This is a genomic window from Brenneria uluponensis (assembly GCF_032395385.1).
Lineage (GTDB): Bacteria > Pseudomonadota > Gammaproteobacteria > Enterobacterales > Enterobacteriaceae > Prodigiosinella > Prodigiosinella aquatilis.
The window spans coordinates 1,346,017-1,370,178 of sequence record NZ_CP135917.1; the positions used below are offsets into that span (position 1 = coordinate 1,346,017).

Genomic DNA, 24,162 nt, shown 5'->3' on the forward strand with positions numbered 1-24,162 from the left:
GTATGCCTAAGATTGTTTTTCTGCCACATCAGGACTTATGTCCAGACGGGGCGGTTTTGGAAGCAGAATGTGGTGAAACCATTCTCGACGTTGCATTACGCAATGGTATTGAAATTGAACATGCCTGCGAAAAGTCCTGTGCCTGTACCACTTGTCACTGCATTGTCCGTGAAGGATTTGATTCGTTGCCGGAAAGTACCGAGGATGAAGACGATATGCTGGATAAAGCCTGGGGGCTGGAACCAGAAAGTCGTTTAGGTTGTCAGGCGCGGGTCACCGATGAAGATCTGGTGGTGGAAATTCCACGGTACACGATTAACCACGCACGCGAACATTAACAGGAGAAAAGTATGGGGCTGAAATGGGCGGATAGCCGCGCTATTGGTGAGGCGCTCTATGATTGTTATCCTGATGTTGATCCGAAAACGGTGCGTTTCACCGATATGCACCAATGGATTTGTGAATTAGATGATTTTGATGATCAGCCCGAGTCTTCTAGTGAAAAAATTCTGGAAGCGATTTTGCTGGTCTGGCTGGATGAAGCTGAATAACCCGTATGGCGGGCTGCTATCTGGCGGCCCGTTTTTTTTCTTTTTCATTTTGGCAAAACTGGCCTGATAAAAGAAGAGCCTAATTGGGAGCATTATTATGACAACCGAAACTATGCTGATAACCCTTTCCCACCAACCTGCTGATGCGCGCTGGGGCGAAAAAGCCACGTTAACTGCCAACGAACAGGGCTTTACCATTCATCTGTCAGGTGATGCTCCACTGAATACTGTTCAGCGCGCGGCACGAAAAATTGACGGGCAGGGTATTAAACACGTCAAGCTGGCAGGTGAAGGCTGGGATCTGGAAAGTAGCTGGGCGTTTTGGCAAGGTTACCGCGGGCCGAAAGGGAAATGTATTGTCGATTGGGCCCCGCTGGATGAAACCGCGCAACTGGAACTGGATCGTCGCCTGAAAATTATCGACTGGGTGCGCGATACTATTAACCTGCCGGCAGAGAATCTTGGACCGGAACAATTAGCGACGCGAGCCATCGATCTACTGTGCGCCGTGGACTGTGATTCGGTGTCCTACCGCATTACCAAAGGTGACGATTTGCGCGAGCAAAACTATGCCGGCCTGCACACGGTCGGCCGTGGTTCTGATCGTTCACCAGTATTGCTGGCGTTGGATTACAACCCAACGGGTAACCCGGATGCGCCAGTGTTGGCCTGTCTGGTAGGGAAAGGAATTACTTTTGATTCCGGTGGCTATAGTCTGAAGGGCAGCAGCTTTATGGACTCCATGAAGTCTGATATGGGTGGGGCGGCGTTGGCGACCGGCGCGCTGGCGCTGGCGGCTTCCCGTGGCTTGAAACAACGGGTGAAATTATTCCTGTGCTGTGCGGATAACATGGTCAGCGGTAATGCTTTCAAACTGGGTGATATTATCAGCTATCGTAACGGTAAAACGGTGGAAGTGATGAATACCGATGCGGAAGGTCGTCTGGTACTGGCCGACGGTCTGATTGATGCTTCTGAACAGAATCCACAGTGGATTATCGACTGTGCGACGTTGACTGGTGCAGCAAAAACCGCATTGGGTAATGATTATCACGCGCTATTCAGTTTTGATGATGCGCTGGTAGACTCGCTGATGAGCAGTGCACGTGAAGAGAATGAACCGTTTTGGCGTCTGCCGCTGGCAGAGTTTCACCGTCAGCATTTGCCTTCCAGCTTTGCCGAGCTGAACAACGTGGCTGGGTCGGCACATACTGCTGGTGCCAGCACGGCTGCCGCTTTCCTCTCTTATTTTGTGAAAAACTATCAGCAAGGCTGGCTGCACATCGATTGCTCCGCCACTTATCGTAAAAGTGCCGTAGAACAGTGGTCAGCGGGAGCAACCGGTTTAGGGGTACGCACACTGGCCAACTTCCTGTTGAGTAAAGCGGATTAAATAAAATAGTGCCAGCTATGTGTGGCTGACCTTGATCTTGTTGGCAGAATGACGTCGGAGAACCGTAGTATCATCACAGGTTATCTGGCGTTATTTTTTTATTGAGAAACAGCCTGGTTGCCAACCGATGTTCGACTCGGTGGATAAGGTTGTTATTGTGAGGATTGTTATGGATTTTTCACCGCAGAATAAACTGGAAGAAGTCTTAACGTTGGCAGCAACGGAGCCTGCGCATCGGCCTGAATTTTTCAGTGAGCTTATGGACGCAACGGTTTATGTTCTGGGCAGTAGCGATGAGAATGAGGTATTCGGAGAAAAAGCATCGCAGTCGGACAGTAACATCCAACTTCAGCATTGGGAAAAACCTGATGGTAGCTCAGTGATTCCTTTTTTCTCTTCACTGGAAGCGTTGCAATTGGCTGTGAGTGAAGAACAGGCATTTTTGGCGTTGCCAACCCGTACCCTGTTTGAACTTACGCAGGGAGTGGCCCTATTCTTGAATCCTAAATTACCCTATGGGAAAGAGTTCCTGCCGCAGGAGATTGAGCATCTGCTTTCTGGTGAAGGCAACAGTCTGATTCAGCAGAGCGTGATTGAAGACGACGCTGGAATACTGATTGGTCAACCAGCTGAAATGCCAGTACAGATGATTGACTCGCTGACCCAACTGTTTACCAAATATCCGCAGGTGCATCGGGCGTTTCTGGTACAGATTCAGGAGCCAGATGAGGAACAGCCGCACCTGTTGATTGGTATTGATGCAGATAACGATGTCGAAGACATTATTCATGCGGCGGGTACGGTGGCCAGTGATACGTTACCGGATGATGGTTCGATCGATCTTTGCCTGGTACGGAACAATGAACCCGGTATCAGCCATTATATGACACAGCACACTACACCGTTTTATGAACGCAAATGGGGTAGTTTCCTGCGGGATTTCAAAAAGACGGTTCAGGCCTGAGACGTTGGGCCGACTGAGAATCGCTCGTTTTTGAGTATCTGTCGAACGATAAGGGATCCGTGCTCATGCAGAACACGGATCCTGGACGTTACGTCCGGGTGGTAACCGGCAGATCGTCTCTGGCACCCCATTCGCTCCAGGAACCATCGTAAAGTGATACCTGTCTGGCATTCAGTGCTGTAAGCGCGAGAACGACCACCGCGGCAGTAACACCAGAACCACAGCTGGCGATGACTGGACGCTGAATATCTACGCCATGCTGGTGGAAAATGGCTGTCAATTCTTCTGCCGGCTTTAATGCGCCGTCGGCAACCAGCTCTGTCCAGGGGACGTTAAGGCTACCGGGAATGTGGCCGCAGCGCAGCCCCGCTCGTGGTTCATTCGCTTCGCCGTTAAAGCGGGATGCCGACCGAGCGTCAACAATTTGTTCCGAATGATCGCGGCTGATAGCCAGCACCTCGTCACACTGGCGAATTTTTGTCGCATTAAGATGGGCATGGAACGTCGTTGCCGGACGGTTTATGTCCCCTGTCTCCAGCGGAAACTGACGTTGCTTCCACCCAGCCAGGCCACCGCTAAGAATAGACACCCGGTTTACACCAAATGTACGCAACATCCACCAAGCGCGTGGTGCAGAGAAAAGATTGCCTTCATCATAGACAACAAAATGTTGTTGCTCGCTGAGTCCCAGTTTTCCCATCTCCAGAGAGAATACGTTGGTATCCGGCATCATATGTGGGAAAGGACTTTGATGATCAGAAAACGCTTCAATATCGAAAAAAACGGCGCCAGGCAGATGACCTGCGTTGTATTCATTATGCATATCGCCGGTCGTACTGCCTGCTGTCAGCATGCGGGCGTCAATCAGTGCTATATCAGGATCGTTCAGATGTGTGCTAAGCCAGGATGATGAAATAAAAATATCGGAACAGGATGTAGACATAAAACCTCCCACACTGGGGCTGATCTCGTTGCCCCTGAGTGACACAAGAGGTTAATTATCAGTGATTTTCCCGGGACCGGCAAGTCATGCTGTTATCGCTGGATCAACTCTTGTGTTCATCGTCCGAGATTGTTGTGTCAGTTATTCTTGTGCATTGCTGCGAAATACGGAAAATTTGAGAGGAAGAGGATAATATTTTTTTAAAAAAATGTTATTACGCTGGTAGGCAAGCAGCGCTGGTGCCCCTATAATCGGCGCCACTTTCACTGGCCGGTATTATAACTTTTTCAACCGGCTGTTTCCGTTAGTTATTGAACGAGGTCACTATGACGGTAGAACGTACCTTTTCCATCATAAAGCCCAATGCTGTGGCAAAGAACGCTATCGGCGCGATTTATGCCCGTTTCGAAAGCGCTGGTTTTAAAATTATTGCAGCTAAAATGCTGCATCTGACCCGTGAGCAGGCAGAAGGTTTTTATGCCGAGCATAAAGGTAAACCCTTCTTCGATGGCTTGGTGGATTTCATGACCTCTGGCCCGATTATGGTGCAGGTACTGGAAGGTGAGAATGCTGTCCAGCGTAACCGCGACATTATGGGGGCGACTAATCCGGCTAACGCACTGGCAGGTACGCTGCGTGCAGACTATGCCGATAGTTTCACTGAAAATGCCGTTCACGGTTCCGATGCAGTCGCTTCTGCCGAGCGCGAAATTGCTTATTTCTTCAGTGCTGATGAAATTTGCCCGCGTTCTTGTTAATGGTGGCGGGTCTGGCGTGACGCCTTAATAAAAAGTCGGCCACGGTAGCATCGTTGTTTTAAAGTTTGTACAATGTCACGCCCTGGATGAGCACGAGCTTACTGGGGCGTTTCTTTTGTATATCACACCTTTTCGCGCCATAACGTGTAATAACGAGGCCATGAGTCATTATGTCTGAACAAACTGCATCCCCAATTTCTGTTGTATCTGACGCTATTGTCAAAAAAGACGCTGAAAAAATTAACCTGCTGGATTTTAACCGCCAGCAGATGAGAACTTTCTTTGCCGAGTTGGGGGAAAAACCCTTTCGGGCCGACCAGGTCATGAAGTGGATGTATCATTACTGTTGTGACGATTTCACCCAGATGACCGACATCAATAAGGTCTTACGCGGCAAATTGCAGGAAATTGCAGAAATTCGTGCGCCGGAAGTGGTAGACGAACAGCGCTCTTCCGATGGCACTATCAAGTGGGCGATTCTGGTTGGCGGCCAGCGTGTGGAAACGGTGTATATTCCGGAAGAAGATCGCGCAACATTGTGTGTTTCGTCTCAGGTGGGCTGTGCGCTGGAGTGTAAATTTTGCTCTACCGGGCAGCAAGGGTTCAACCGTAACCTGCGAGTATCGGAAATTATCGGACAGGTATGGCGCGCAGCAAAAATAATCGGTACGGCCAAAGTGACCGGGCAACGTCCTATCACCAATGTGGTAATGATGGGGATGGGGGAGCCATTGTTGAATTTGAACAATGTTGTACCTGCAATGGAAATCATGCTGGATGATTTCGGATTCGGGTTATCCAAACGTCGCGTCACGCTCTCGACATCGGGCGTGGTACCTGCACTGGATAAACTTGGCGACATGATTGATGTGGCACTGGCCATCTCCCTGCATGCGCCAAATGACGAAATTCGTAACGAAATTATGCCGATTAATAAAAAGTATAATATCGAAACGTTCCTGGGGGCAGTACACCGCTATCTGGAGAAGTCCAATGCCAACCAGGGGCGCGTTACGGTGGAGTATGTGTTGTTGGATCACATCAATGATGATACCGAGCATGCCCATCAGCTGGCGGCATGTCTGAAAGATACGCCATGCAAGATCAACCTGATTCCATGGAATCCGTTCCCTGGCGCACCTTATGGACGTAGTTCCAACAGTCGTGTTGACCGTTTTTCCAAAGTATTGATGGAGTATGGCTTCACCACGATCGTACGTAAAACCCGTGGTGATGATATTGATGCCGCCTGCGGACAGTTGGCTGGGGAGGTTGTCGACCGGACTAAACGTACTTTGAAGAAAGCAATGGCTGGGGAACCTATCACCGTCAAAACGGTCTGATTGCTGACAATCTTTATCAGGTATGAAGGTGATAAATACTTTTTTGCGGCTTATCATACTATGCTGTCACTTGTGACAGATTCAGGTAACATACGACATACTGTTGGCCAGGATGGCACAAGGATAGTCAGGGATGAATCAGCAGTGTTGGCAGAGAAGCGCATGGTTACTAGTCTCCATCCTCGTAGCAGGATGTAGTGATTTGTCACATAAGACAAATCCGCGGTTGGCACAAACGCGTTTACAATTGGGATTGGCGTATTTGGCACGTAATAACCTGGATGCCGCCCGCGATAATTTGGAAAAAGCGGTACTGGCTTCACCGGGTGATTATCGTACTCAACTGGGAATGGCGCTTTACGAGCAACGTATCGGCGAAAATGGTGCAGCTGAGCAGCGCTATCGCCAGTTGTTACGGCAGGTACCCGGTAATAGTGACGTGATGAATAATTACGGTGCGTTTCTTTGTGGTTTAGGGCAGTATGTAGCGGCTCAGCAACAGTTTCGTGCGGCTATACAACTCTCTGATTACAGTCAGGTTGCTGATGCTCTGGAAAATGCGGGGTACTGCTTTTTCAAAGCTGGGCAGGATGAAGACGCACGTCAATTGATTAGCCGGGCGCTGAAGTACGACCCCGACAAAGGGGGGCGGTTGTTGTTGGAAGCGGACCATCAGTTCGTGACAGGACATTATGAACAGGCGCAATTGCTCCTGGATATTTATCAGCCGATTCTTCCGGCCAGTGCTGAAAGTTTATGGCTACAGATTCGTTTCGCCGCGCTGGCGGGGCATACTGACGAAGTCAATCGTTATGGTTTGTTGCTGGCGCAAGGTTTTCCACAATCTAAACGGTACCAGCAGTTTTTAGCTAATGAATACTGAAGCCACTCAAGATAACACTGCATCAACGATAGCTACACCGGGCGAACGCCTGCGTCAGGCACGTGAGCGTTTGGAATTTACGCAACAAGTCGTTGCCGAACGCTTATGTCTGAAAGTGTCGACTATTCGTGAGATCGAAGAAGACAATACACCCGCCAGCCTCTCTCCTACTTTTCTGCGTGGCTATATCCGTTCCTATGCCAAATTAGTCCATCTGCCTGAAGATGAGCTGCTGCCGATGCTGGAAAAGCATGTGGTTCCCAGCCGAACCTCCAATGTGGCACTGATGCAGACTTTTTCGTTAGGAAAGAGCCGTAAAAAGCGAGACGGCTGGCTGATGATGCTCACTTGGTTAATTCTGCTGGTCGTTTTAGGATTGACCGTCGCCTGGTGGTGGCAGAACCATCAGGCACAGCAGCAGGAAATCAATTCTATGGTGGATCACACCAGCGCAGCGCAGACGAGTGGTGGGGAGCAGTCTGTTGCTCTCGGCCATAGTGAGCCGGCGCCGGTAGATCCTGATGAAAGTGCCGCTGCCGGAAGCGAAACCACTAATACAGCGACACCTGCCGATAATACCGCCACTGATACAAAAAATCCTCCTGTCGCCGAGGTACAGCCATCGGTTCCGCCAGTAACGGTTCCACCAGTAAGGGTTCCGTCGGCAACGGTTCCATCACAGTCGCCAGCGGTTGTTTCACCCAGTCAGGCACCGGTTCAGTCATTGCTGGGCCAGAGTGCTACTGCTGCTGCCAGCACTTCGCCTGGTAGTGTGACAACAGCGGCGAATACCATTGTTATGCATTTTACAGCGGACTGCTGGCTGGAAGTGGTGGATGCTTCTGGTAAGAAATTATTCAGCGGTGTTCAGCGAAGTGGTGGCTCACTTAACCTAAGTGGTCAAGCGCCTTATCGACTGAAAATTGGTGCACCTGCGGCGGTACAGATTGAATATCAAGGTAAACCAGTTGATTTGAGCCGGTTTGTAAGAAGCCATCAAGTTGCGCGCTTAACGCTTGCCGCACAGTAATACTCTGCAGTCAGCAGTAGTGATTTTGGAGAAGAAGTAATGCATAACGCAGCACCCATTACCCGTCGAAAATCAACCCGGATTTACGTTGGTAAGGTGCCTGTGGGTGATGGGGCACCGATTGCTGTGCAATCGATGACCAATACCCGGACTACCGATGTCGATGCGACAGTTAAACAAATCGCTTCACTGGTGCGTGTCGGGGTTGATATCGTCCGTGTTTCCGTGCCAACGATGGATGCTGCCGAAGCATTCAAGTTGATTAAACAGCAAGTGGATATCCCTCTGGTGGCCGATATACATTTCGACTACCGTATTGCGTTGAAAGTTGCCGAATATGGTGTCGATTGCCTGCGTATTAACCCTGGCAATATCGGTAATGAAGCACGTATCCGTTCCGTAGTGGATTGTGCACGTGACAAAAATATTCCTATCCGTATTGGTGTTAATGCTGGCTCGTTGGAAAAAGATATACAGGAAAGGTATGGCGAGCCGACACCGGAAGCATTGGTGGAATCAGCCATGCGGCACGTGGATATTCTGGATCGCCTTAACTTTGATCAGTTCAAAGTTAGTGTGAAAGCCTCTGATGTTTTCCTGGCGGTGCAATCTTACCGTTTGCTGGCATCCCGTATTGATCAGCCACTGCATTTGGGTATCACGGAAGCAGGTGGTGCCCGTAGTGGTTCGGTCAAGTCGGCGATCGGGCTGGGTATGCTGTTGTCGGAAGGTATCGGCGATACACTTCGTATTTCACTGGCGGCAGATCCCGTAGAAGAGGTCAAGGTCGGTTTTGACATCCTGAAATCCCTGCGCATTCGCTCTCGCGGTATTAATTTTATTGCTTGTCCCACCTGTTCACGTCAGGAGTTTGACGTGATTGGTACGGTGAATGCGTTGGAACAGCGTCTGGAAGATATCATCACCCCAATGGATGTTTCCATTATCGGTTGTGTGGTAAATGGTCCGGGTGAAGCACTGCTTTCAACACTGGGTGTTACCGGCGGTAATAAGAAAAGCGGTTTTTATGAGGATGGCACTCGTCAGAAAGAGCGTTTTGATAATGACCAGATGATCGATCTGCTGGAAGCGAAAATCCGTGCCAAAGCCACAATGCTGGATGAAAAACAGCGTATTGCGATCAACATGGTTGATAAATAATCTTTGCGGCATGATTGGATGCAATTGTGCCTAAATCCTGAATTAATAGACCTGATGATGCCAGCACTACATTGAAGAAGTGGCGCTGTTCCTCCTATAATCGGACCTATTTTTTGAAAAACGCATAGAGAACTGACGTGGCGAAAAATATTCAAGCCATTCGCGGCATGAACGACTACCTGCCAGCCGAAACGGCATTGTGGCAGCGTATTGAGGACAGTCTGAAACAGGTACTCGGCAGTTACGGTTATGGTGAAATCCGTACACCTATTGTTGAGCAGACATCTCTGTTCAAACGAGCTATTGGTGAAGTGACTGATGTCGTAGAAAAAGAGATGTATACCTTTGAGGATCGTAATGGCGATAGCCTGACATTGCGTCCTGAAAATACCGCGGGTTGTGTCCGTGCCGGTATTGAGCACGGTATTCTGTACAATCAGGAACAGCGGCTGTGGTACGTTGGCCCAATGTTTCGCCATGAACGTCCACAGAAAGGCCGTTATCGTCAGTTTCACCAGCTTGGTTGCGAAGTCTTTGGGCTGAAAGGACCCGATATTGATGTCGAACTGATGCTGATGACCGCTCGCTGGTGGCGAGTGTTGGGGATTGCGGAGCACGTAACACTGGAACTGAATTCCATTGGTTCATTGGACGCCCGTGCCCGTTATCGCGAAGCGTTGATCGCGTTTCTTGAACAGCATAAAGATCAGCTGGATGAAGATTGTCTGCGGCGTATGTACACCAACCCGCTGCGAGTCCTTGATTCAAAAAATCCTCAGGTGCAGGCGTTATTGGATGACGCGCCGATACTTACCGCTTATCTGGATGATGAATCCCGCGCGCATTTCAATGAATTGTGTGAACTTTTAACGCAGTCGGGTATCCCATATAAGATTAATCCGCGTCTGGTTCGTGGTCTGGATTATTACAACCGTACCGTTTTTGAATGGGTAACCAACAGTTTGGGCTCCCAGGGAACGGTATGTGCCGGTGGTCGTTATGATGGCATGGTAGAGCAATTGGGGGGACCGGCCAATACACCAGCGGTTGGTTTTGCCATGGGACTTGAGCGTCTGATTCTACTGGTTCAGGCGATTAATCCTGAATTCGCCGCGTTACCCAGTGTTGATGTTTACCTGATTTCTTCCGGTGTAGGCACGCAGAGTGCGGCGATGCAACTGGCCGAAAGACTGCGTGATGATATGCCGCAGCTGAAAGTGATGACTAATTACGGCGGTGGTAATTTTAAAAAGCAATTTACCCGTGCGGATAAAAGTGGCGCACGTGTTGCGCTGGTGTTAGGTGAAAATGAAGTAGCTGCCGGTGAGGTTGTGGTAAAAAACCTGACCAGTGGTGAACAGGAAACACTGATGCAGGCCGACGTTGCCGCACGATTGGCAACGCTACTGGGTTGAGGAGAACGACACCGTGGAAGTCTATACCACAGAGAATGAACAGGTTGAGGTTGTTCGCCGTTTCTTTGCAGAAAACGGCAAGGCGCTTGTTGTCGGTATTGTGCTTGGTATTGGTGCACTGGCTGGCTGGCGTTTCTGGCAAAGCCATCAGGATGGTAATGCGATGGCGACATCAGCTGCTTACCAACATGTCAGCGACATGCTTACTGCTGGCAAATCTGATGCTGTTGCCGCGGTAGAGAAATTTTCTGCTGATAACAGTAATAATTATGGTGCACTGGCATCGCTTGAGCTAGCACACTACTTCGTGGAACAAAAAGATTTTGCTAAAGCTGATCAGCAGTTAAAACAGGCGCAGGGACAGACGAAAGATGATGATCTGAAAGCGTTGGTCAATCTGCGTTTGGCTCGTATTCAGTTGCAGGAAAATAAAGCGGATGAAGCGCTGAAAACACTTGATATGATCAAGCAGACCGGTTGGGAAGCGCTGGCTGCTGACGTTCGCGGTGATGCACTGGCTAGCAAAGGGGATAATAAAGGGGCGCGTGATGCTTACAACAAAGGCATGGCGGCAAATCCTCCCCAGGCATTGCAGTCTTTATTACGCTTGAAATTGAACAATCTGCCCAGCTAAGAGGAATTCCATGCAATTGCATAAAACACTTTTTGTAGGATTGATTTCTGTTGCCCTACTGAGCGGATGTTCCTTGTTCGATCACGAAGAAGATGTTGTCACTATGTCTCCGTTACCCCAGGTTGAGAATCAGTTCACACCAACCAAGGTTTGGAGCCGTTCTGTTGGCGATGGTACTGGCGAGTTTTACTCTAATCTGGGGCCAACCTGGCAGAATAATCAGGTTTATGCCGCTGACCGTCATGGTGTGGTAAAAGCGTTAGACTTAACTAATGGCGAAGAAAAGTGGCGTGTCGATCTGTCAGAAAAGACGGGTCTGTTTTCCCGTAACCGTTCAGCCCTGTTATCTGGTGGGGTTTCTGTATCCGGTAATCGCGTGTACATCGGCAGTGAAAGAGCGATAGTCTTTGCCCTGAATGCAGATGATGGTGCCAAGGTATGGCAAACCAAAGCGGCGGGTGAAGTGCTTTCTCGTCCGGTCATCAGTGATGGTATGGTACTGATACATACCAGCAACGGTATGCTGCAAGCATTAAATGAATCTGATGGTTCCATTAAATGGACGGTTAGCCTGGATATGCCAACGCTGTCGTTGCGTGGTGAATCTGCGCCAACCACAGCATTTGGTGCCGCAATTGTTGGCGGTGATAATGGCCGTGTTAGCGCCGTGATGATGAATCAGGGGCAGTTAATCTGGCAACAGCGTATTTCTCAACCAAGTGGCGCGACAGAAATTGATCGCCTGAACGATGTGGATACGACACCAGTAGTTGTGGGCGATGTTGTGTATGCACTCGGCTATAATGGTAATATGACGGCATTGGATCTGCGCTCTGGTCAAATCGTGTGGAAACGTGATCTGGGGTCGGTAAACGATTTCATTGTTGATGGTGATCGTATCTATCTGGTAGATCAGAATGATCGGATTGTAGCGCTGAGTACCAGTGGCGGCGTTAATATCTGGCGCCAGAGTGATTTGCTGCACCGTAATCTGACGGCACCCGTTTTGTTCGATGGTTATCTGGTCGTGGGGGATGCGGAAGGTTATCTCCACTGGGTTAATACTGCCGATGGCCGTTTTGTTTCCCAACAGAAAGTGGATGGTTCTGGCTTTTTGAGCAAACCGGTGGTGGCCAGCGACAAATTACTGGTACAGTCTAAAGACGGTGAGGTTTACGCTTTCACCCGCTGATACACCAACAGTATGCCGGATCAGAATGTTCATCATCACATGATCCTTTTAACGGCTCCTGACACTATCAGGGGCCGTTTCGTCTTTTATCATCAGTGAGTGATACTTGCTGTAACAAATTGAAATATAAGCAATGAGGTTGTAACAATGATACCTGTCGTCGCGCTGGTCGGGCGCCCGAATGTGGGTAAATCCACGCTGTTTAACCGCTTGACGCGTACCCGTGATGCATTGGTGGCGGATTTCCCAGGGCTGACGCGTGACCGCAAGTATGGTCGTGCTGAGGTAGAAGGGACTGAATTTATTGTCATTGATACCGGAGGCATCGATGGTAGTGAGGAAGGGGTGGAAACACGTATGGCAGGCCAATCACTGCAAGCTATTGAAGAGGCCGATATCGTCCTGTTCATGGTGGATGCCCGTGATGGTTTAATGCCGGCAGATCGCGGCATCGCCCAGCATCTGCGCAGTCGTGAAAAGCCCACCTTCCTGGTTGCCAACAAAATTGACGGGATTGACGCGGATACTGGTATTGCCGATTTTTACTCGTTGGGATTAGGCGAAGTGTACCCTATCGCAGCATCTCATGGTCGAGGTGTCACTTCATTGCTGGAAAAAGCTCTACTGCCTTTTATTGGCGAGGCGCCTGAACCGAAAGAACTGACGGAAGAAGAGGCTAATGCGGCCTATTGGGCGGAGCAATTGGCTGAGCAGCAGTCCGATAGCGAAAATAGCGAACCAAAGGATGATTTCGATCCCGAATCGTTACCAATTAAACTGGCTATTGTCGGGCGGCCCAATGTTGGTAAGTCCACGCTTACCAATCGGATTTTGGGTGAAGATCGTGTGGTGGTTTACGATATGCCGGGAACCACCCGGGACAGTATCTATATTCCAATGGAACGTGATGGCCGTGAATATGTCCTGATCGATACTGCCGGAGTCCGTAAGCGTGGGAAAATAACCGAGACGGTAGAGAAGTTTTCGGTTATTAAAACCCTACAGGCGATTGAAGATGCGAATGTAGTCCTGTTGGTGATTGATGCCCGGGAAGGTATTTCTGATCAGGATCTCTCGCTGCTGGGCTTTATTCTCAATGCTGGCCGTTCGCTGGTGATTGTGGTCAATAAATGGGATGGGCTGTCACAGGAAGTAAAAGATCAGGTGAAAGAAACATTGGATATGCGCCTGGGCTTTATTGATTTTGCCCGTATCCATTTCATTTCTGCGTTGCATGGCAGTGGTGTCGGGAATTTGTTTGAGTCAGTCACTGAAGCTTACACATGCTCTACTCGTCGGGTGGGAACTTCCATGCTGACCCGTATCATGCAGATGGCGGCAGATGACCATCAGCCACCGTTGGTGCGTGGTCGCCGAGTAAAACTGAAATATGCACATGCCGGTGGCTATAATCCACCGATTGTAGTTATTCACGGCAATCAGGTAAAAGATCTGCCGGATTCCTATAAACGCTACCTGATGAATTATTACCGTCGTTCACTGGATGTTATGGGAACGCCAATCCGCATTCAGTTCAAAGAAGGTGAGAATCCCTTTGCGGATAAGCGCAACACATTGACTCCAAATCAGCTTCGTAAGCGCAAACGTTTGATACAGCACATCAAGAAAGGTAAGTAATCACATACGGGGCAGAGCATATCTGCCCCGTTGTTTTATGCCATTACCGTAGACCAGGTATCGTTTGACATTAACGTGGAGAGAAATAATGGAAGCCGTTTGTCCTCAGTGTCAACATGAAATGCAATGGCGAAACGACGAACATTTTTACTGTGCCATCTGTCAGCAGGGATATCTCCGCCAGATATTCTGTCCTGAGTGCCACCAGGCGTTACACGTGCTGAAAGCTTGCGGTGCAGTTGATTACTTCTGCCAACATGGTCACGGGCTGATCTCGAAAAAGCAGGTTGAATGCCATTACCAACCGGAATGAGCGGCGATTATCCCGAAGGGCCGTTACGCCAGAGCGCCTCCAACTCCACTGGTGCATCGCATTCTGGAATGAGTAGCACAATATCCTGAAGTGAGGCATTGTGCTGATTGCTGTAGCTGATATGAATGCGGTAATAAAACTGATCGCCACGACCCGGTGGGCTCTGTCGATCAGGTTCTCGTACCGCAGAGAAGATGTTGCGCAGTATTGCACACGTTTTTTCCCGCGCCGGAGACGGGATATCGGCCAGCGCAAAACGTCGATGCCCCGCGAGTTTGGGTATCCAGGCAAAACCACCTTCACGTGCCAGTTCAATCACTGCATCATCAGTCAAAGCGGGCTGAATGTTCATTGGTTATTCCCGTTTCCACACCGACCTGATACCAGGCCTGAATGACAATATCGGCAACGACGGCATTAAAACGTTTTTCAGCATGTTCGGCAGTGAGTTTGGCAAAAACGGAAAAATCGGCATTCTGGGGTAGTGATTTATCACATAGTGTGTCGTACCAGATCTGCCCGGCTTTTTCCCAGGAATAGCCCCCCAACCCCATTGCCGTCAGATAAAATGCCCGGTTGGGAATGCCGGAATTAAGATGAACTCCGCCATTATCTTCACGTGTATTGATATAGTCACGCATATGTGCTGGCTGTGGGTCGGTTCCCAGCAATAAATCATCATAAGCTGTGCCGGGTCTGGCCATAGAGCGTAGGCCTTTACCATCAATATTCTCTGCCAGCAGACCTTCGCCGATGATCCAGTCCGCTTGTTGTGCCGTTTGTTTATGGTAGAACTGTTTTACCATGGAGCCAAATACGTCGGACATCGACTCATTGAGCGCCCCAGACTGACGGAAGTAGATGAAATTTGCTTCACTTTCAGTGATGCCATGCGTCAGTTCATGGCCGACCACGTCAATCGCGGTAGTAAAACGGTTGAAAATCTTGCCGTCGCCATCACCAAAAACCATCTGCTGCCCATTCCAGAAGGCGTTCTGATAATCTTTGCCATAATGCACGGTCCCAGAAAGCGGTAACCCTTGGTTATCTAATGAATTACGGCCGAATATCTGCCAGAAAAAATCATAGGTGGCGCCCAGATAGTTGTACGCTTCATCGACAGCGATATCACCATTACTGGCTTGACCCTCGGTACGCACCTGGATTCCCGGCAGTTGCTGTTGATGTTCTGCATTATAGATTTTCCGATCAACCTGACCGCCAGTGTATATCTCATGCGGCACGGGTTTGGATAACATCTCTACCATCAGCGATTGGACATGCATTAATGTCTGTTGGGCACAACGACGCTCTTCATCAGAACCATTGTTGATAATACGATGCAGGATATAGGGGGGGATTATGCTACGTATTAGCCTCATGCCTCATCTCCTTATGATAGGTGAACATCATGTATGCTGATGCTCATCCCTACTCATAGATAACCAGTAATGAAGCGATAAGTATAGTGTAGAGATCAGATCTTCTGTTTATAACGTTTTTTCACGACAGTTGCGGATTCTGAGCGAATTTCGGTTATCTGGCTTGCTACCCATCCATCCTGAAGGCAGGTTTTCAAGGTATCGCCGATGGACGCCTGAATAGTTCTTTTCATTACCTGACCATCAGATGTCGATGTCACACTATAGCCGCGTGCCAGCGTTGCTAGCGGACTGACCGCTTCCAGGTGGGAACAGGTTTCACCAAAGCGCTGTTTATGCTGGTTTAGCTGCCGTTCCACTGTCTGTTGCAATTGATAACGCAGTTGTTGCAAATGCTGCTGAGCACGGTGAATCCGCGGTTGCGGTTGCTGCTGCATCAGACGTTGCAACTGTCGCTCATGCTGACGCGCAGCATGACGAAGCCGGATTTGTATTACATCGTCTAATCGCTGACGCAGCCGGATCAGCTGATTTTGCTGCCTTGCCAGCCGTAGCTGTGGGTGCTGTTGCTGCAGGCGATGATAAAAGCGACTAAAGGTTTGTGCACGCTGAGCCAGATAGTAATCCATGCTCATTTCCAGCCGCTGACGCAAGGATTGGATCTGTCGTAGTAGTTCTGGATGATTACGACTGACCAGTTCGGCGGCGGCTGAAGGTGTCGGAGCACGCAGGTCAGCGACAAAATCGGCAATGGTGACATCCGTTTCATGTCCTACGGCACTGACCACAGGAATGGCGCTGGCAAAAATGGCCCGTGCCACTCGTTCATCATTAAAACTCCATAAATCTTCCAGTGAACCGCCGCCGCGCCCAACAATCAGAACATCACATTCCTGACGCTGATTTGCCAGTTCAATGGCGCGGACAATTTGTAATGGCGCTTCATTACCCTGAACGGCTGTGGGGTAAATGACCACGGGCAACGATGGGTCACGGCGTTGTAAAACTTGCAGGATATCGTGTAGTGCCGCACCGCTGGCAGAGGTGATAACGCCTACTTGTCTGGCGGGTTTAGGCAGGAGTTGCTTATATTGCTGTTCAAACAAGCCCTCCGCGGACAGACGCTGTTTCAGTTGTTCAAACTGTTGTTGCAGCAGACCATCACCGGCGGGCTGCATGCTTTCTGCCAGCAACTGGTAATCCCCGCGAGGCTCATACAGAGTAATGATCGCACGGATAAGCACCTGTTGGCCATTCTGTGGGCGGAAGATTACCCGGCGATTGCTATTACGGAACATGGCGCAACGCACCTGTGCACGCTCGTCTTTCAGCGTAAAATACCAGTGGCCGGATGCAGGTTGCGAGAAGTTGGATATTTCACCGGAAAGCCAGATCTGACCCATTTCGCCTTCCAGCAGTTGTTTAACCGTCTGATTAAGGCGACTTACGGTGAAAATTGCAGAAGAAGGAAGTTGAGACATTGTGAGCCAGATCAAATTTTAAAACAGTGACTTAATTGATCGATACTACCTGCCTGTAAAAGGTAATCAAGCATTTTAGTAAAAAAATGCTGGAGGCAACCGATTACGCTCTGTATAATGCCTCGGCAATATTTTATCTAATCTTCCACCCACCCTTGGTGAGATATTGCCCATGCTACGTATCGCTAAAGAAGCACTAACGTTTGATGACGTTCTCCTTGTTCCCGCACATTCTACTGTCCTGCCTAATACGGCTGATTTAACCACTCGACTCACGAAAACGATCAGTCTGAACATTCCTATGCTGTCCGCAGCGATGGATACTGTCACCGAATCTGGTCTGGCGATTGCGCTGGCTCAGGAAGGCGGATTAGGTTTTGTTCACAAAAACATGTCTATTGAGCGTCAGGCAGAAGAAGTCAGCCGCGTAAAAAAACATGAAAGCGGTGTGGTTGTTGATCCACAAACCGTAACACCAACCACAACGTTGCATCAGGTAAAAGAACTGACCAAGCGTAATGGTTTCGCCGGTTACCCAGTGGTTACCGAAGGCAATGAGTTGGTAGGGATTATCACTGGCCGTGATGTTCGCTTTGTAACTGATCTTAACCGGCCGGTCAGCGATTTCATGACAACGAAAGAGCGTCTGGTGACGGTAAAAGAAGGCGAAGCACGCGAAGTCGTATTGCAAAAAATGCATGAACGGCGCATTGAGAAGGCGCTGGTCGTGGATGATCAGTTCCATCTGGTTGGGATGATCACCGTTAAAGATTTCCAGAAAGCAGAGCGTAAACCGAATGCCTGTAAAGATGAGCATGGACGTCTGCGTGTTGGTGCGGCAGTTGGTGCTGGCGCGGGTAATGAAGAGCGTATCGATGCACTGGTCGCAGCGGGTGTTGATGTATTGCTGATTGACTCGTCTCACGGTCACTCTGAAGGCGTGCTACAACGTATTCGTGAAACCCGTAACAAATATCCCGAGCTGCAAATTATCGGCGGCAACGTAGCGACTGGCGCAGGTGCGCTGGCGCTGGTTGAGGCGGGTGTCAGTGCGGTGAAAGTGGGTATCGGTCCTGGTTCTATTTGTACCACTCGTATCGTAACGGGTGTGGGTGTACCGCAGATTACCGCTATTTCAGATGCCGTGGAGGCACTGGAAGGTACGGGCGTTCCGGTTATCGCTGATGGCGGCATCCGTTTCTCCGGCGATATCGCCAAAGCCATCGCCGCGGGCGCAGCCTGTGTCATGGTGGGGTCCATGCTGGCGGGTACGGAAGAGTCTCCTGGAGAAATTGAGCTCTATCAAGGGCGTTCTTTCAAATCTTATCGCGGTATGGGGTCGCTGGGTGCGATGTCCAAAGGGTCTTCCGATCGCTATTTCCAGTCTGACAATGCCGCAGACAAATTGGTGCCGGAAGGTATCGAAGGTCGTGTCGCGTACAAAGGGCGTTTGAAAGAGATCGTTCATCAACAGATGGGCGGCCTGCGTTCCTGTATGGGATTGACCGGATGCGGAACCATTGATGAGCTGCGAACTAAAGCGGAATTTGTCCGTATTAGCGGTGCGGGTATTCAGGAAAGCCATGTCCACGATGTAACCATCACCAAGGAATCGCCGAATTACCGTATGGGTTCATAAGGTGGTTTGCAGGCGGATTTAACCCGTTAAACCCGGTAATCTTCACCGGGTTTAATCACTTTTAGCTTTTTGTATTTGGAATATATTTCCCATGACAGAAAACATTCATCAACACCGCATTCTTATTCTGGATTTCGGTTCTCAATATACGCAACTGGTTGCACGGCGGGTTCGTGAACTGGGCGTTTACTGTGAGCTTTGGGCATGGGATGTCACTGAAGCGCAAATTCGTGAATTCAATCCAAATGGGATTATTCTTTCCGGCGGACCGGAAAGTACCACCGAGTTCAATAGCCCACGTGCCCCGGAATATGTCTTCCAGGCGGGTGTGCCTGTTCTGGGTGTGTGTTATGGCATGCAGACCATGGCGATGCAACTGGGTGGGACGGTAGAAGGTTCCAATGAGCGTGAATTTGGTTACGCGCAGGTTGAAGTCAAGGTGGACTGCACGCTAGTTCGGGACATTCAGGATTCTATCAGCGGTTTTGGTGTTCCGGTGTTGGATGTGTGGATGAGCCACGGCGATAAAGTGACGGCGATTCCTCAGGATTTCGTGACCATTGCCAGCACGGATACTTGCCCGTTTGCCATTATGGCAAATGAAGAGAAACGTTTTTACGGCGTTCAGTTCCATCCAGAAGTGACGCACACCCGTCAGGGGCAGCGCATATTAGAACGCTTTGTGCGTGATATCTGTCAGTGTGAAGCGTTGTGGACACCCGCCAAGATTATTGATGATGCTGTAGCCCGCCTCCGTGAACAAATCGGCAATGATAACGTGATTCTCGGCCTGTCTGGTGGTGTGGATTCTTCCGTGACCGCCATGCTACTACATCGTGCCATTGGTGAGCGTCTCACCTGCGTGTTCGTGGATAACGGATTGCTGCGTCTGAATGAAGCTGAGCAGGTGCTGGATATGTTTGGCGACCATTTTGGTTTGAACATTGTGCATGTCCCGGCAGAAGAGCGCTTCCTGAGTGGGTTGGCGGGTGTGGATGAGCCGGAAGCGAAACGTAAAATTATTGGTCGCGTGTTTGTTGAAGTCTTCGACGAAGAAGCCAGCAAGCAGTCTGATGTGAAATGGCTGGCGCAGGGCACTATTTACCCGGATGTTATTGAATCTGCTGCTTCTGCAACGGGCAAGGCGCATGTCATTAAATCTCACCATAATGTCGGCGGTTTGCCGAAAGAGATGAAGCTGGGTCTGGTTGAGCCGTTGAAAGAGCTGTTCAAGGATGAAGTACGCAAGATCGGTCTGGAACTGGGTCTGCCGTATGACATGTTGTACCGCCATCCGTTCCCGGGGCCAGGTCTGGGCGTGCGTGTACTGGGCGAAGTGAAGAAAGCGTATTGCGACCTGTTGCGTCGTGCGGATGCGATCTTCATCGAAGAGCTGCATAAAGCCGACTTGTACAACAAAGTCAGCCAGGCATTCACTGTCTTCCTGCCAGTGCGTTCGGTGGGCGTGATGGGCGATGGGCGTAAATACGATTGGGTGGTTTCACTGCGTGCAGTAGAAACCATCGATTTCATGACCGCACGCTGGGCGCACCTACCGTATGATTTCCTCGGTCGCTGCTCCAACCGCATCATCAATGAAGTCGACGGCATCTCCCGCGTGGTTTATGACATCTCCGGAAAACCACCCGCGACGATTGAGTGGGAATGATTTCGCATCTGGCAATAGCCTGCATGTAAAAGCAATAAACACCTCCAAGCCCGCGTAATTGCGGGCTTTTTGCGTTTTCAGCCTAGCACTGTCTGGCAAATTTTCGCATCGCCAAGCATTCCGTTTCTATGTTTCGGTTAGTTGGCATTTTATTGGCAGATTCAAAAGAGAAAAATCTAACAAGCAAAGGCAGTCGGACGCGTAAACGTGTCGCTGCTTTGGGCGTTATTGACCGCTTTTGGTCGCTTGCAGCCAGTGACGATGGCAGCTACCGGCCAAAAAGCAGACCATGGACATACCGCTAATGACACTGTAGTGTACTTGAAAAAACCATGTTGTTTACCTGCATCCTTCATGCCGTGGTTGTGGCGCGACACTTAGACCGAATACTAGGCTACGCATTGCCGTCATAATGGGTACCCAAAGAAAAACGCTAAGAGGTGCAGGTTTTGGCGGGACGGATTTTCAATTTTTGCCGAGCAGGATAATACGGCGCTGAGCACAGTATTAGGGAAGAAAATGGAACGGCTTCATACCGAAAATGATCTTGAGAAATTCTTACTTAAACAATGCAGACGAAGCATCACAATCGTCTCCGCATTTGCCTCCGGCACCGTCAGACTCCTGAAATCTATCGCCGCTGAGAATGACGTCGAAGTGATTGTGGGTACGATCAACGCGTTTACCTCTCCGACATTTATTGACGATGCTCGAACGCTGCTCCGCCGGCGGCTTTGGGTGGATTTTCGGGGCAACACTAGCATCCACTGGAAGCTCTATCTCGTCTCGCCTGATATCGTGGTCATCGGAAGTGCAAACTTCACTAACCAGGGCATTGGGATGGGGCGAGACACTTGTGTGGTGATTCAGGACGGTCATCTTTTTGAGGAATATCAGCAACAACTGAAAATCCTAAAAAGGGAGAGTGAAGTAATGGATGGGGGATCTTTCGGCTTTGATGACGCCCTTGAGCGTCACCGCAAGCAGCACAACCGCAACCAAGCAGCCTTACAAATAGCTCAGCAAGGATCACAGTCCAGAAGCCGAACTCGCAAAGTGCCCACCTTTGATGAATGGGCAAAGCAGGGTTTCCTCACGATCCCGTTGTTTGTCTGGGATGAGACCCATACCCTGACAATAAAGGCTGAGGCAGCCCGAATCATGTACGACCAAGATGGTGTAACCGAGCATTTCGCTGGAAATACAAGCAAACCTGTCGATCCCGAGGTACGGCTTTATCGAGACTTCCTTACTGAGGCGATCGATGGCTCAAAACCTCCATTTGATCCGAATACGGTAGTACTCGCCACAAAAGCGAATGGTGCGTACATGCGCTTTATGCAGCTTGACGTTATTGTCCGAAAGGTTGACCTCGGGCTTGACTTCATGATAGAACGCCGCAAGGGTCGGTACGCACATCCTTTCGAGATTACTCCAGCAATCAAGGCAGCCATCGTGCGTCTCATCGAAAAGGGAATGTGTAACCACTACGCAATTCCAGTCGAGGCGCTTCAGGAGGAGTTGCTCTTACCCTGAGCAGAGCCTACGAGCGAAGGCTTTCAAAGCAAAGCGGTCGCTCACCAAGGGCTGAAAACGACCCTCAGCAGGTGGTTAGCTAGCAAACAAGCTAAGCCGCCTGCCAAATGCTGGTAGGCTTAAGTAACGGATTAGGATCGATTATTTTCGAAGTATATAGCTGCCTTAATAAAATTGTTCTTATTGGTTTCATCTATTGATGATTAATGCACCCTTGATGTGTTGAGTATAAAAATTCCATTTATTTCTATTGTATTTCTTTATGGAATTTAAAAAAATATTCCGTCATATGGAACAAATCCAACGTATTCTTCGGGGTGAATTTTTTTAGCTCTTCGTAATAGTGATGATAATCATCTAAGATTATTGACTTTGAAAACTCAACAAGCTCGGGCAGACTTTCGATTTGCCTCTCTTCATAAATATTTGATGGATTGTTGACCTGAATAATTGTTTTCTTTTTTATTTCCTCAAACCATTTTTTATGATTATATTCGAGCAGCCCTTTCTTTACGCCAGGATCAAGATATTCCAATCTGAACGATAGCATCAATCGATTCAAATTTTCCTTAGCAACTTTTAGCTCATCCCCAAAATAGTTTCCTTTTAGGAGTTTACTGACTCTTTTTTCTCTTTCGCTCTGAGAAATATCTCCATCATCTATAGCCAAAATCGAGAATTGCGGTACATTGGTGCACTCCAATTGTTTAGAGTACATCAAGAAGCCGAATAGACAAGCAGCTTGATTGCCCTCAGTGTCAGGGTAGTTGTCACCCCTTCTGAAAAAACACCTGAGGGCGCGGGAGTGACAAATGAAACGTATTTCACCGGAGCGTAAGGCTGCAACACTGGCGAAATTACTTCCCCCTTACAACATGACCGTGGCCGCTGTTGCACAGATGGAAGGAATATCCGAAGCTACCCTGTATAACTGACGTAATCAGGCTAAAGCAGAGGGGAAACCGGTGCCCGGAGCCAACAAAACCACAGACCTTTGGTCGACAGAAGCCCGTTTTGCCGTCATCGTTGAAACCGCCACACTCAGTGAAACCGAACTGAGCGAATACTGCCGTCGCAAAGGGCTTTATCCTGAACAAATAGCGCAGTGGAAACAGGATTTTCTCCAGACGCCACAAGTCGATACCCGGCAGTCGCAAAAACAGGCCCAAAAGAAAATCAAAGGGCTGGAGCGTGAATTGGCGCGCAAAGAAAAGGCCCTGGCGGAGGCGGCAGCCCTGCTGGTCCTGAGAAAAAAGCTGAATCAGTATTACGGCGAGGAGGACGAGGACGACTGACCCCCGCTCACGAACGCGTGCAACTGATCCGATGGATACGTGAAGCCATGAGCGCCGGCGCACGTCTGCTCCCCGCTTGTCGGGAAGTAGGGTTAAGCCTGAGCACCTGGCGGCGCTGGAATAACCAGGCTGAAGACCGTCGTCCCACGGCAGAGCGTCCGGTACCGGCCAATAAACTGACCGCCGAAGAAGAGCATCAGATAGTCACGGTATGTAATGAGCCGGAATATGCCAGCCTGCCGCCGGCGCAGATCGTGCCACGGCTGGCGGACAAGGGCCTCTATCTGGCCAGTGAATCGACGTTTTACCGGGTACTGCGGCGGCAGGGTCAAGTACATCACCGTGGCCGTAGCCGCGCACCGCTGAAGGTGAATAAACCGACCAGCTATCAGGCTGTCGGGCCATGCCAAGTGTGGACGTGGGACGTCACCTGGCTGGCCTCCAGGGTTCGCGGCCGCTATTTTTATCTGTATCTGATAGAAGATATTTTTAGCCGTAAAATCGTCGGTTACGAGGTTCACGAAGAGGAAAGCGGCGAGCGAGCGGCCGCGCTGCTGCACCGCACCGTGTTACGTGAACGGTGTTACCGCCATCCGTTAGTGTTACATGCCGACAAGGGTGCGCCGATGAAATCCCAGACGCTGAAAGTGAAACTGGAAGAACTGAGCATCACGGGTTCGCACAGCCGACCACGAGTCAGTAACGATAATCCGTATGTGGAGTCGCTGTTCAGAACGCTAAAATATGTTCCGTCGTGGCCGTCATCAGGCTTCCTGGATCTGGCGGAAGCCCGGCGTTGGGTGGAGGGCTTTAGCCAGTGGTATAACAAGGAGCATCGGCATAGCGCGATCGGTTATGTCACACCAGAACAACGTAAGCGCCCTTAAATCGGCATCTTTTTTTCAGTGATTAACTGCGCCACACTGCCGCTGTCTACCATAA

General features: G+C 49.7%; 22 protein-coding genes and 1 pseudogene. 18 read left to right on the forward strand and 5 right to left on the reverse strand.

Going from position 1 to position 24,162, the window contains the following annotated elements:
* Nucleotides 1–2: 2 nt before the first annotated feature.
* The 4 genes from fdx to sseB all read left to right on the forward strand — a co-directional run bounded on the left by fdx (nt 3) and on the right by sseB (nt 2,908).
* Nucleotides 3–338 carry an ISC system 2Fe-2S type ferredoxin gene (fdx, locus tag RS889_RS06175; RefSeq protein WP_021016905.1) on the forward strand — a complete coding sequence of 112 codons (336 nt, stop codon included), beginning with the start codon at nt 3–5 and terminating at the stop codon, nt 336–338.
* Between the two features lie 12 nt (nt 339–350).
* Nucleotides 351–551 (forward strand): Fe-S cluster assembly protein IscX, encoded by a 201-nt coding sequence (iscX, locus tag RS889_RS06180; protein WP_021016904.1) that lies wholly within the window; start codon nt 351–353, stop codon nt 549–551.
* A gap of 97 nt (nt 552–648) precedes the next feature.
* A complete protein-coding gene (pepB, locus tag RS889_RS06185; protein WP_315709808.1) occupies nt 649–1,944 on the forward strand; it encodes an aminopeptidase PepB in 1,296 nt (431 codons plus the stop codon).
* 169 nt (nt 1,945–2,113) lie between these two features.
* On the forward strand, nt 2,114–2,908 hold the full coding sequence (sseB, locus tag RS889_RS06190) for an enhanced serine sensitivity protein SseB (RefSeq protein ID WP_315709809.1): 795 nt from the start codon (nt 2,114–2,116) through the stop codon (nt 2,906–2,908).
* Nucleotides 2,909–2,996: 88 nt separating this feature from the next.
* On the opposite strand, the gene sseA is transcribed toward sseB, so the two are convergent.
* Nucleotides 2,997–3,851: a 3-mercaptopyruvate sulfurtransferase gene (gene sseA, locus RS889_RS06195; protein WP_021016901.1), complete on the reverse strand. Its 855-nt coding sequence runs from the start codon at nt 3,849–3,851 to the stop codon at nt 2,997–2,999.
* 326 nt (nt 3,852–4,177) lie between these two features.
* Here sseA and ndk point away from each other — a divergent pair, with 326 nt between their 5' ends.
* The 10 genes from ndk (at nt 4,178) to RS889_RS06245 (ending at nt 14,218) form a co-directional block, all read left to right on the forward strand.
* Complete coding sequence (gene ndk / locus RS889_RS06200; protein WP_021016900.1) at nt 4,178–4,609, forward strand: nucleoside-diphosphate kinase; 432 nt, start codon at nt 4,178–4,180, stop codon at nt 4,607–4,609.
* 170 nt (nt 4,610–4,779) lie between these two features.
* Entirely contained in the window at nt 4,780–5,952 is a 1,173-nt protein-coding gene (rlmN, locus tag RS889_RS06205; RefSeq protein ID WP_021016899.1) for a dual-specificity RNA methyltransferase RlmN, read from the forward strand.
* A gap of 133 nt (nt 5,953–6,085) precedes the next feature.
* Nucleotides 6,086–6,835: a type IV pilus biogenesis/stability protein PilW gene (pilW, locus tag RS889_RS06210; protein WP_425475115.1), complete on the forward strand. Its 750-nt coding sequence runs from the start codon at nt 6,086–6,088 to the stop codon at nt 6,833–6,835.
* Nucleotides 6,825–7,865: a cytoskeleton protein RodZ gene (gene rodZ / locus RS889_RS06215; protein WP_315709811.1), complete on the forward strand. Its 1,041-nt coding sequence runs from the start codon at nt 6,825–6,827 to the stop codon at nt 7,863–7,865. The genes pilW and rodZ overlap by 11 nt, the downstream gene beginning before the upstream one ends.
* Before the next feature lie 39 nt (nt 7,866–7,904).
* Nucleotides 7,905–9,026: a flavodoxin-dependent (E)-4-hydroxy-3-methylbut-2-enyl-diphosphate synthase gene (gene ispG / locus RS889_RS06220; RefSeq protein ID WP_021016896.1), complete on the forward strand. Its 1,122-nt coding sequence runs from the start codon at nt 7,905–7,907 to the stop codon at nt 9,024–9,026.
* 137 nt (nt 9,027–9,163) lie between these two features.
* The gene (gene hisS / locus RS889_RS06225) at nt 9,164–10,441 is read left to right on the forward strand and encodes a histidine--tRNA ligase (protein ID WP_315709812.1); all 1,278 of its coding nucleotides are present in this window, start codon (nt 9,164–9,166) and stop codon (nt 10,439–10,441) included.
* A 13-nt stretch (nt 10,442–10,454) separates the two neighbouring features.
* Nucleotides 10,455–11,075, forward strand: coding sequence for a YfgM family protein (locus tag RS889_RS06230; RefSeq protein WP_315709814.1), 621 nt, complete (start codon nt 10,455–10,457; stop codon nt 11,073–11,075).
* A 10-nt stretch (nt 11,076–11,085) separates the two neighbouring features.
* On the forward strand, nt 11,086–12,267 hold the full coding sequence (bamB, locus tag RS889_RS06235; RefSeq protein WP_315709815.1) for an outer membrane protein assembly factor BamB: 1,182 nt from the start codon (nt 11,086–11,088) through the stop codon (nt 12,265–12,267).
* 147 nt (nt 12,268–12,414) lie between these two features.
* Entirely contained in the window at nt 12,415–13,905 is a 1,491-nt protein-coding gene (der, locus tag RS889_RS06240) for a ribosome biogenesis GTPase Der (protein ID WP_315709816.1), read from the forward strand.
* 88 nt (nt 13,906–13,993) lie between these two features.
* Entirely contained in the window at nt 13,994–14,218 is a 225-nt protein-coding gene (locus tag RS889_RS06245) for a zinc ribbon domain-containing protein (RefSeq protein WP_021016891.1), read from the forward strand.
* A gap of 7 nt (nt 14,219–14,225) precedes the next feature.
* Here the strand turns inward: RS889_RS06245 and RS889_RS06250 are convergent, their stop codons facing one another.
* The 3 genes from RS889_RS06250 to xseA form a co-directional block, all read right to left on the reverse strand.
* A complete protein-coding gene (locus RS889_RS06250; protein ID WP_315709818.1) occupies nt 14,226–14,570 on the reverse strand; it encodes a protealysin inhibitor emfourin in 345 nt (114 codons plus the stop codon).
* On the reverse strand, nt 14,545–15,600 hold the full coding sequence (locus tag RS889_RS06255; RefSeq protein WP_315709820.1) for a M4 family metallopeptidase: 1,056 nt from the start codon (nt 15,598–15,600) through the stop codon (nt 14,545–14,547). The genes RS889_RS06250 and RS889_RS06255 overlap by 26 nt, the downstream gene beginning before the upstream one ends.
* Nucleotides 15,601–15,695: 95 nt before the next feature.
* Nucleotides 15,696–17,081 (reverse strand): exodeoxyribonuclease VII large subunit, encoded by a 1,386-nt coding sequence (xseA, locus tag RS889_RS06260; protein WP_315709821.1) that lies wholly within the window; start codon nt 17,079–17,081, stop codon nt 15,696–15,698.
* A gap of 172 nt (nt 17,082–17,253) precedes the next feature.
* Here xseA and guaB point away from each other — a divergent pair, with 172 nt between their 5' ends.
* From guaB to RS889_RS06275, 3 genes are all read left to right on the forward strand, one after another.
* Nucleotides 17,254–18,720 (forward strand): IMP dehydrogenase, encoded by a 1,467-nt coding sequence (gene guaB / locus RS889_RS06265; protein WP_021016887.1) that lies wholly within the window; start codon nt 17,254–17,256, stop codon nt 18,718–18,720.
* Nucleotides 18,721–18,811: 91 nt separating this feature from the next.
* A complete protein-coding gene (guaA, locus tag RS889_RS06270) occupies nt 18,812–20,389 on the forward strand; it encodes a glutamine-hydrolyzing GMP synthase (protein ID WP_315709822.1) in 1,578 nt (525 codons plus the stop codon).
* A 519-nt stretch (nt 20,390–20,908) separates the two neighbouring features.
* Complete coding sequence (locus RS889_RS06275) at nt 20,909–21,925, forward strand: phospholipase D family protein (protein ID WP_315709823.1); 1,017 nt, start codon at nt 20,909–20,911, stop codon at nt 21,923–21,925.
* A 247-nt stretch (nt 21,926–22,172) separates the two neighbouring features.
* Here RS889_RS06275 and RS889_RS06280 read toward each other — a convergent pair whose 3' ends face one another.
* Nucleotides 22,173–22,643, reverse strand: coding sequence for a hypothetical protein (locus tag RS889_RS06280; RefSeq protein WP_315709824.1), 471 nt, complete (start codon nt 22,641–22,643; stop codon nt 22,173–22,175).
* A gap of 94 nt (nt 22,644–22,737) precedes the next feature.
* On the opposite strand from RS889_RS06280, the pseudogene RS889_RS06285 reads away from it, so the two are divergent.
* Nucleotides 22,738–24,095: pseudogene (locus RS889_RS06285) on the forward strand (IS3 family transposase); the annotation flags it as partial.
* Between the last annotated feature and the right edge of the window lie 67 nt (nt 24,096–24,162).

Coding starts and splice junctions, on each gene's coding strand:
- fdx (WP_021016905.1), top strand. CDS start 3: ATGCCTAAGATTGTTTTTCTGCCACATCAGGACTTATGTCCAGACGGG.
- iscX (WP_021016904.1), top strand. CDS start 351: ATGGGGCTGAAATGGGCGGATAGCCGCGCTATTGGTGAGGCGCTCTAT.
- pepB (WP_315709808.1), top strand. CDS start 649: ATGACAACCGAAACTATGCTGATAACCCTTTCCCACCAACCTGCTGAT.
- sseB (WP_315709809.1), top strand. CDS start 2,114: ATGGATTTTTCACCGCAGAATAAACTGGAAGAAGTCTTAACGTTGGCA.
- sseA (WP_021016901.1), bottom strand. CDS start 3,851: ATGTCTACATCCTGTTCCGATATTTTTATTTCATCATCCTGGCTTAGC.
- ndk (WP_021016900.1), top strand. CDS start 4,178: ATGACGGTAGAACGTACCTTTTCCATCATAAAGCCCAATGCTGTGGCA.
- rlmN (WP_021016899.1), top strand. CDS start 4,780: ATGTCTGAACAAACTGCATCCCCAATTTCTGTTGTATCTGACGCTATT.
- pilW (WP_425475115.1), top strand. CDS start 6,086: ATGAATCAGCAGTGTTGGCAGAGAAGCGCATGGTTACTAGTCTCCATC.
- rodZ (WP_315709811.1), top strand. CDS start 6,825: ATGAATACTGAAGCCACTCAAGATAACACTGCATCAACGATAGCTACA.
- ispG (WP_021016896.1), top strand. CDS start 7,905: ATGCATAACGCAGCACCCATTACCCGTCGAAAATCAACCCGGATTTAC.
- bamB (WP_315709815.1), top strand. CDS start 11,086: ATGCAATTGCATAAAACACTTTTTGTAGGATTGATTTCTGTTGCCCTA.
- der (WP_315709816.1), top strand. CDS start 12,415: ATGATACCTGTCGTCGCGCTGGTCGGGCGCCCGAATGTGGGTAAATCC.
- RS889_RS06245 (WP_021016891.1), top strand. CDS start 13,994: ATGGAAGCCGTTTGTCCTCAGTGTCAACATGAAATGCAATGGCGAAAC.
- RS889_RS06250 (WP_315709818.1), bottom strand. CDS start 14,570: ATGAACATTCAGCCCGCTTTGACTGATGATGCAGTGATTGAACTGGCA.
- RS889_RS06255 (WP_315709820.1), bottom strand. CDS start 15,600: ATGAGGCTAATACGTAGCATAATCCCCCCCTATATCCTGCATCGTATT.
- xseA (WP_315709821.1), bottom strand. CDS start 17,081: ATGTCTCAACTTCCTTCTTCTGCAATTTTCACCGTAAGTCGCCTTAAT.
- guaB (WP_021016887.1), top strand. CDS start 17,254: ATGCTACGTATCGCTAAAGAAGCACTAACGTTTGATGACGTTCTCCTT.
- guaA (WP_315709822.1), top strand. CDS start 18,812: ATGACAGAAAACATTCATCAACACCGCATTCTTATTCTGGATTTCGGT.
- RS889_RS06275 (WP_315709823.1), top strand. CDS start 20,909: ATGGAACGGCTTCATACCGAAAATGATCTTGAGAAATTCTTACTTAAA.
- RS889_RS06280 (WP_315709824.1), bottom strand. CDS start 22,643: ATGTACTCTAAACAATTGGAGTGCACCAATGTACCGCAATTCTCGATT.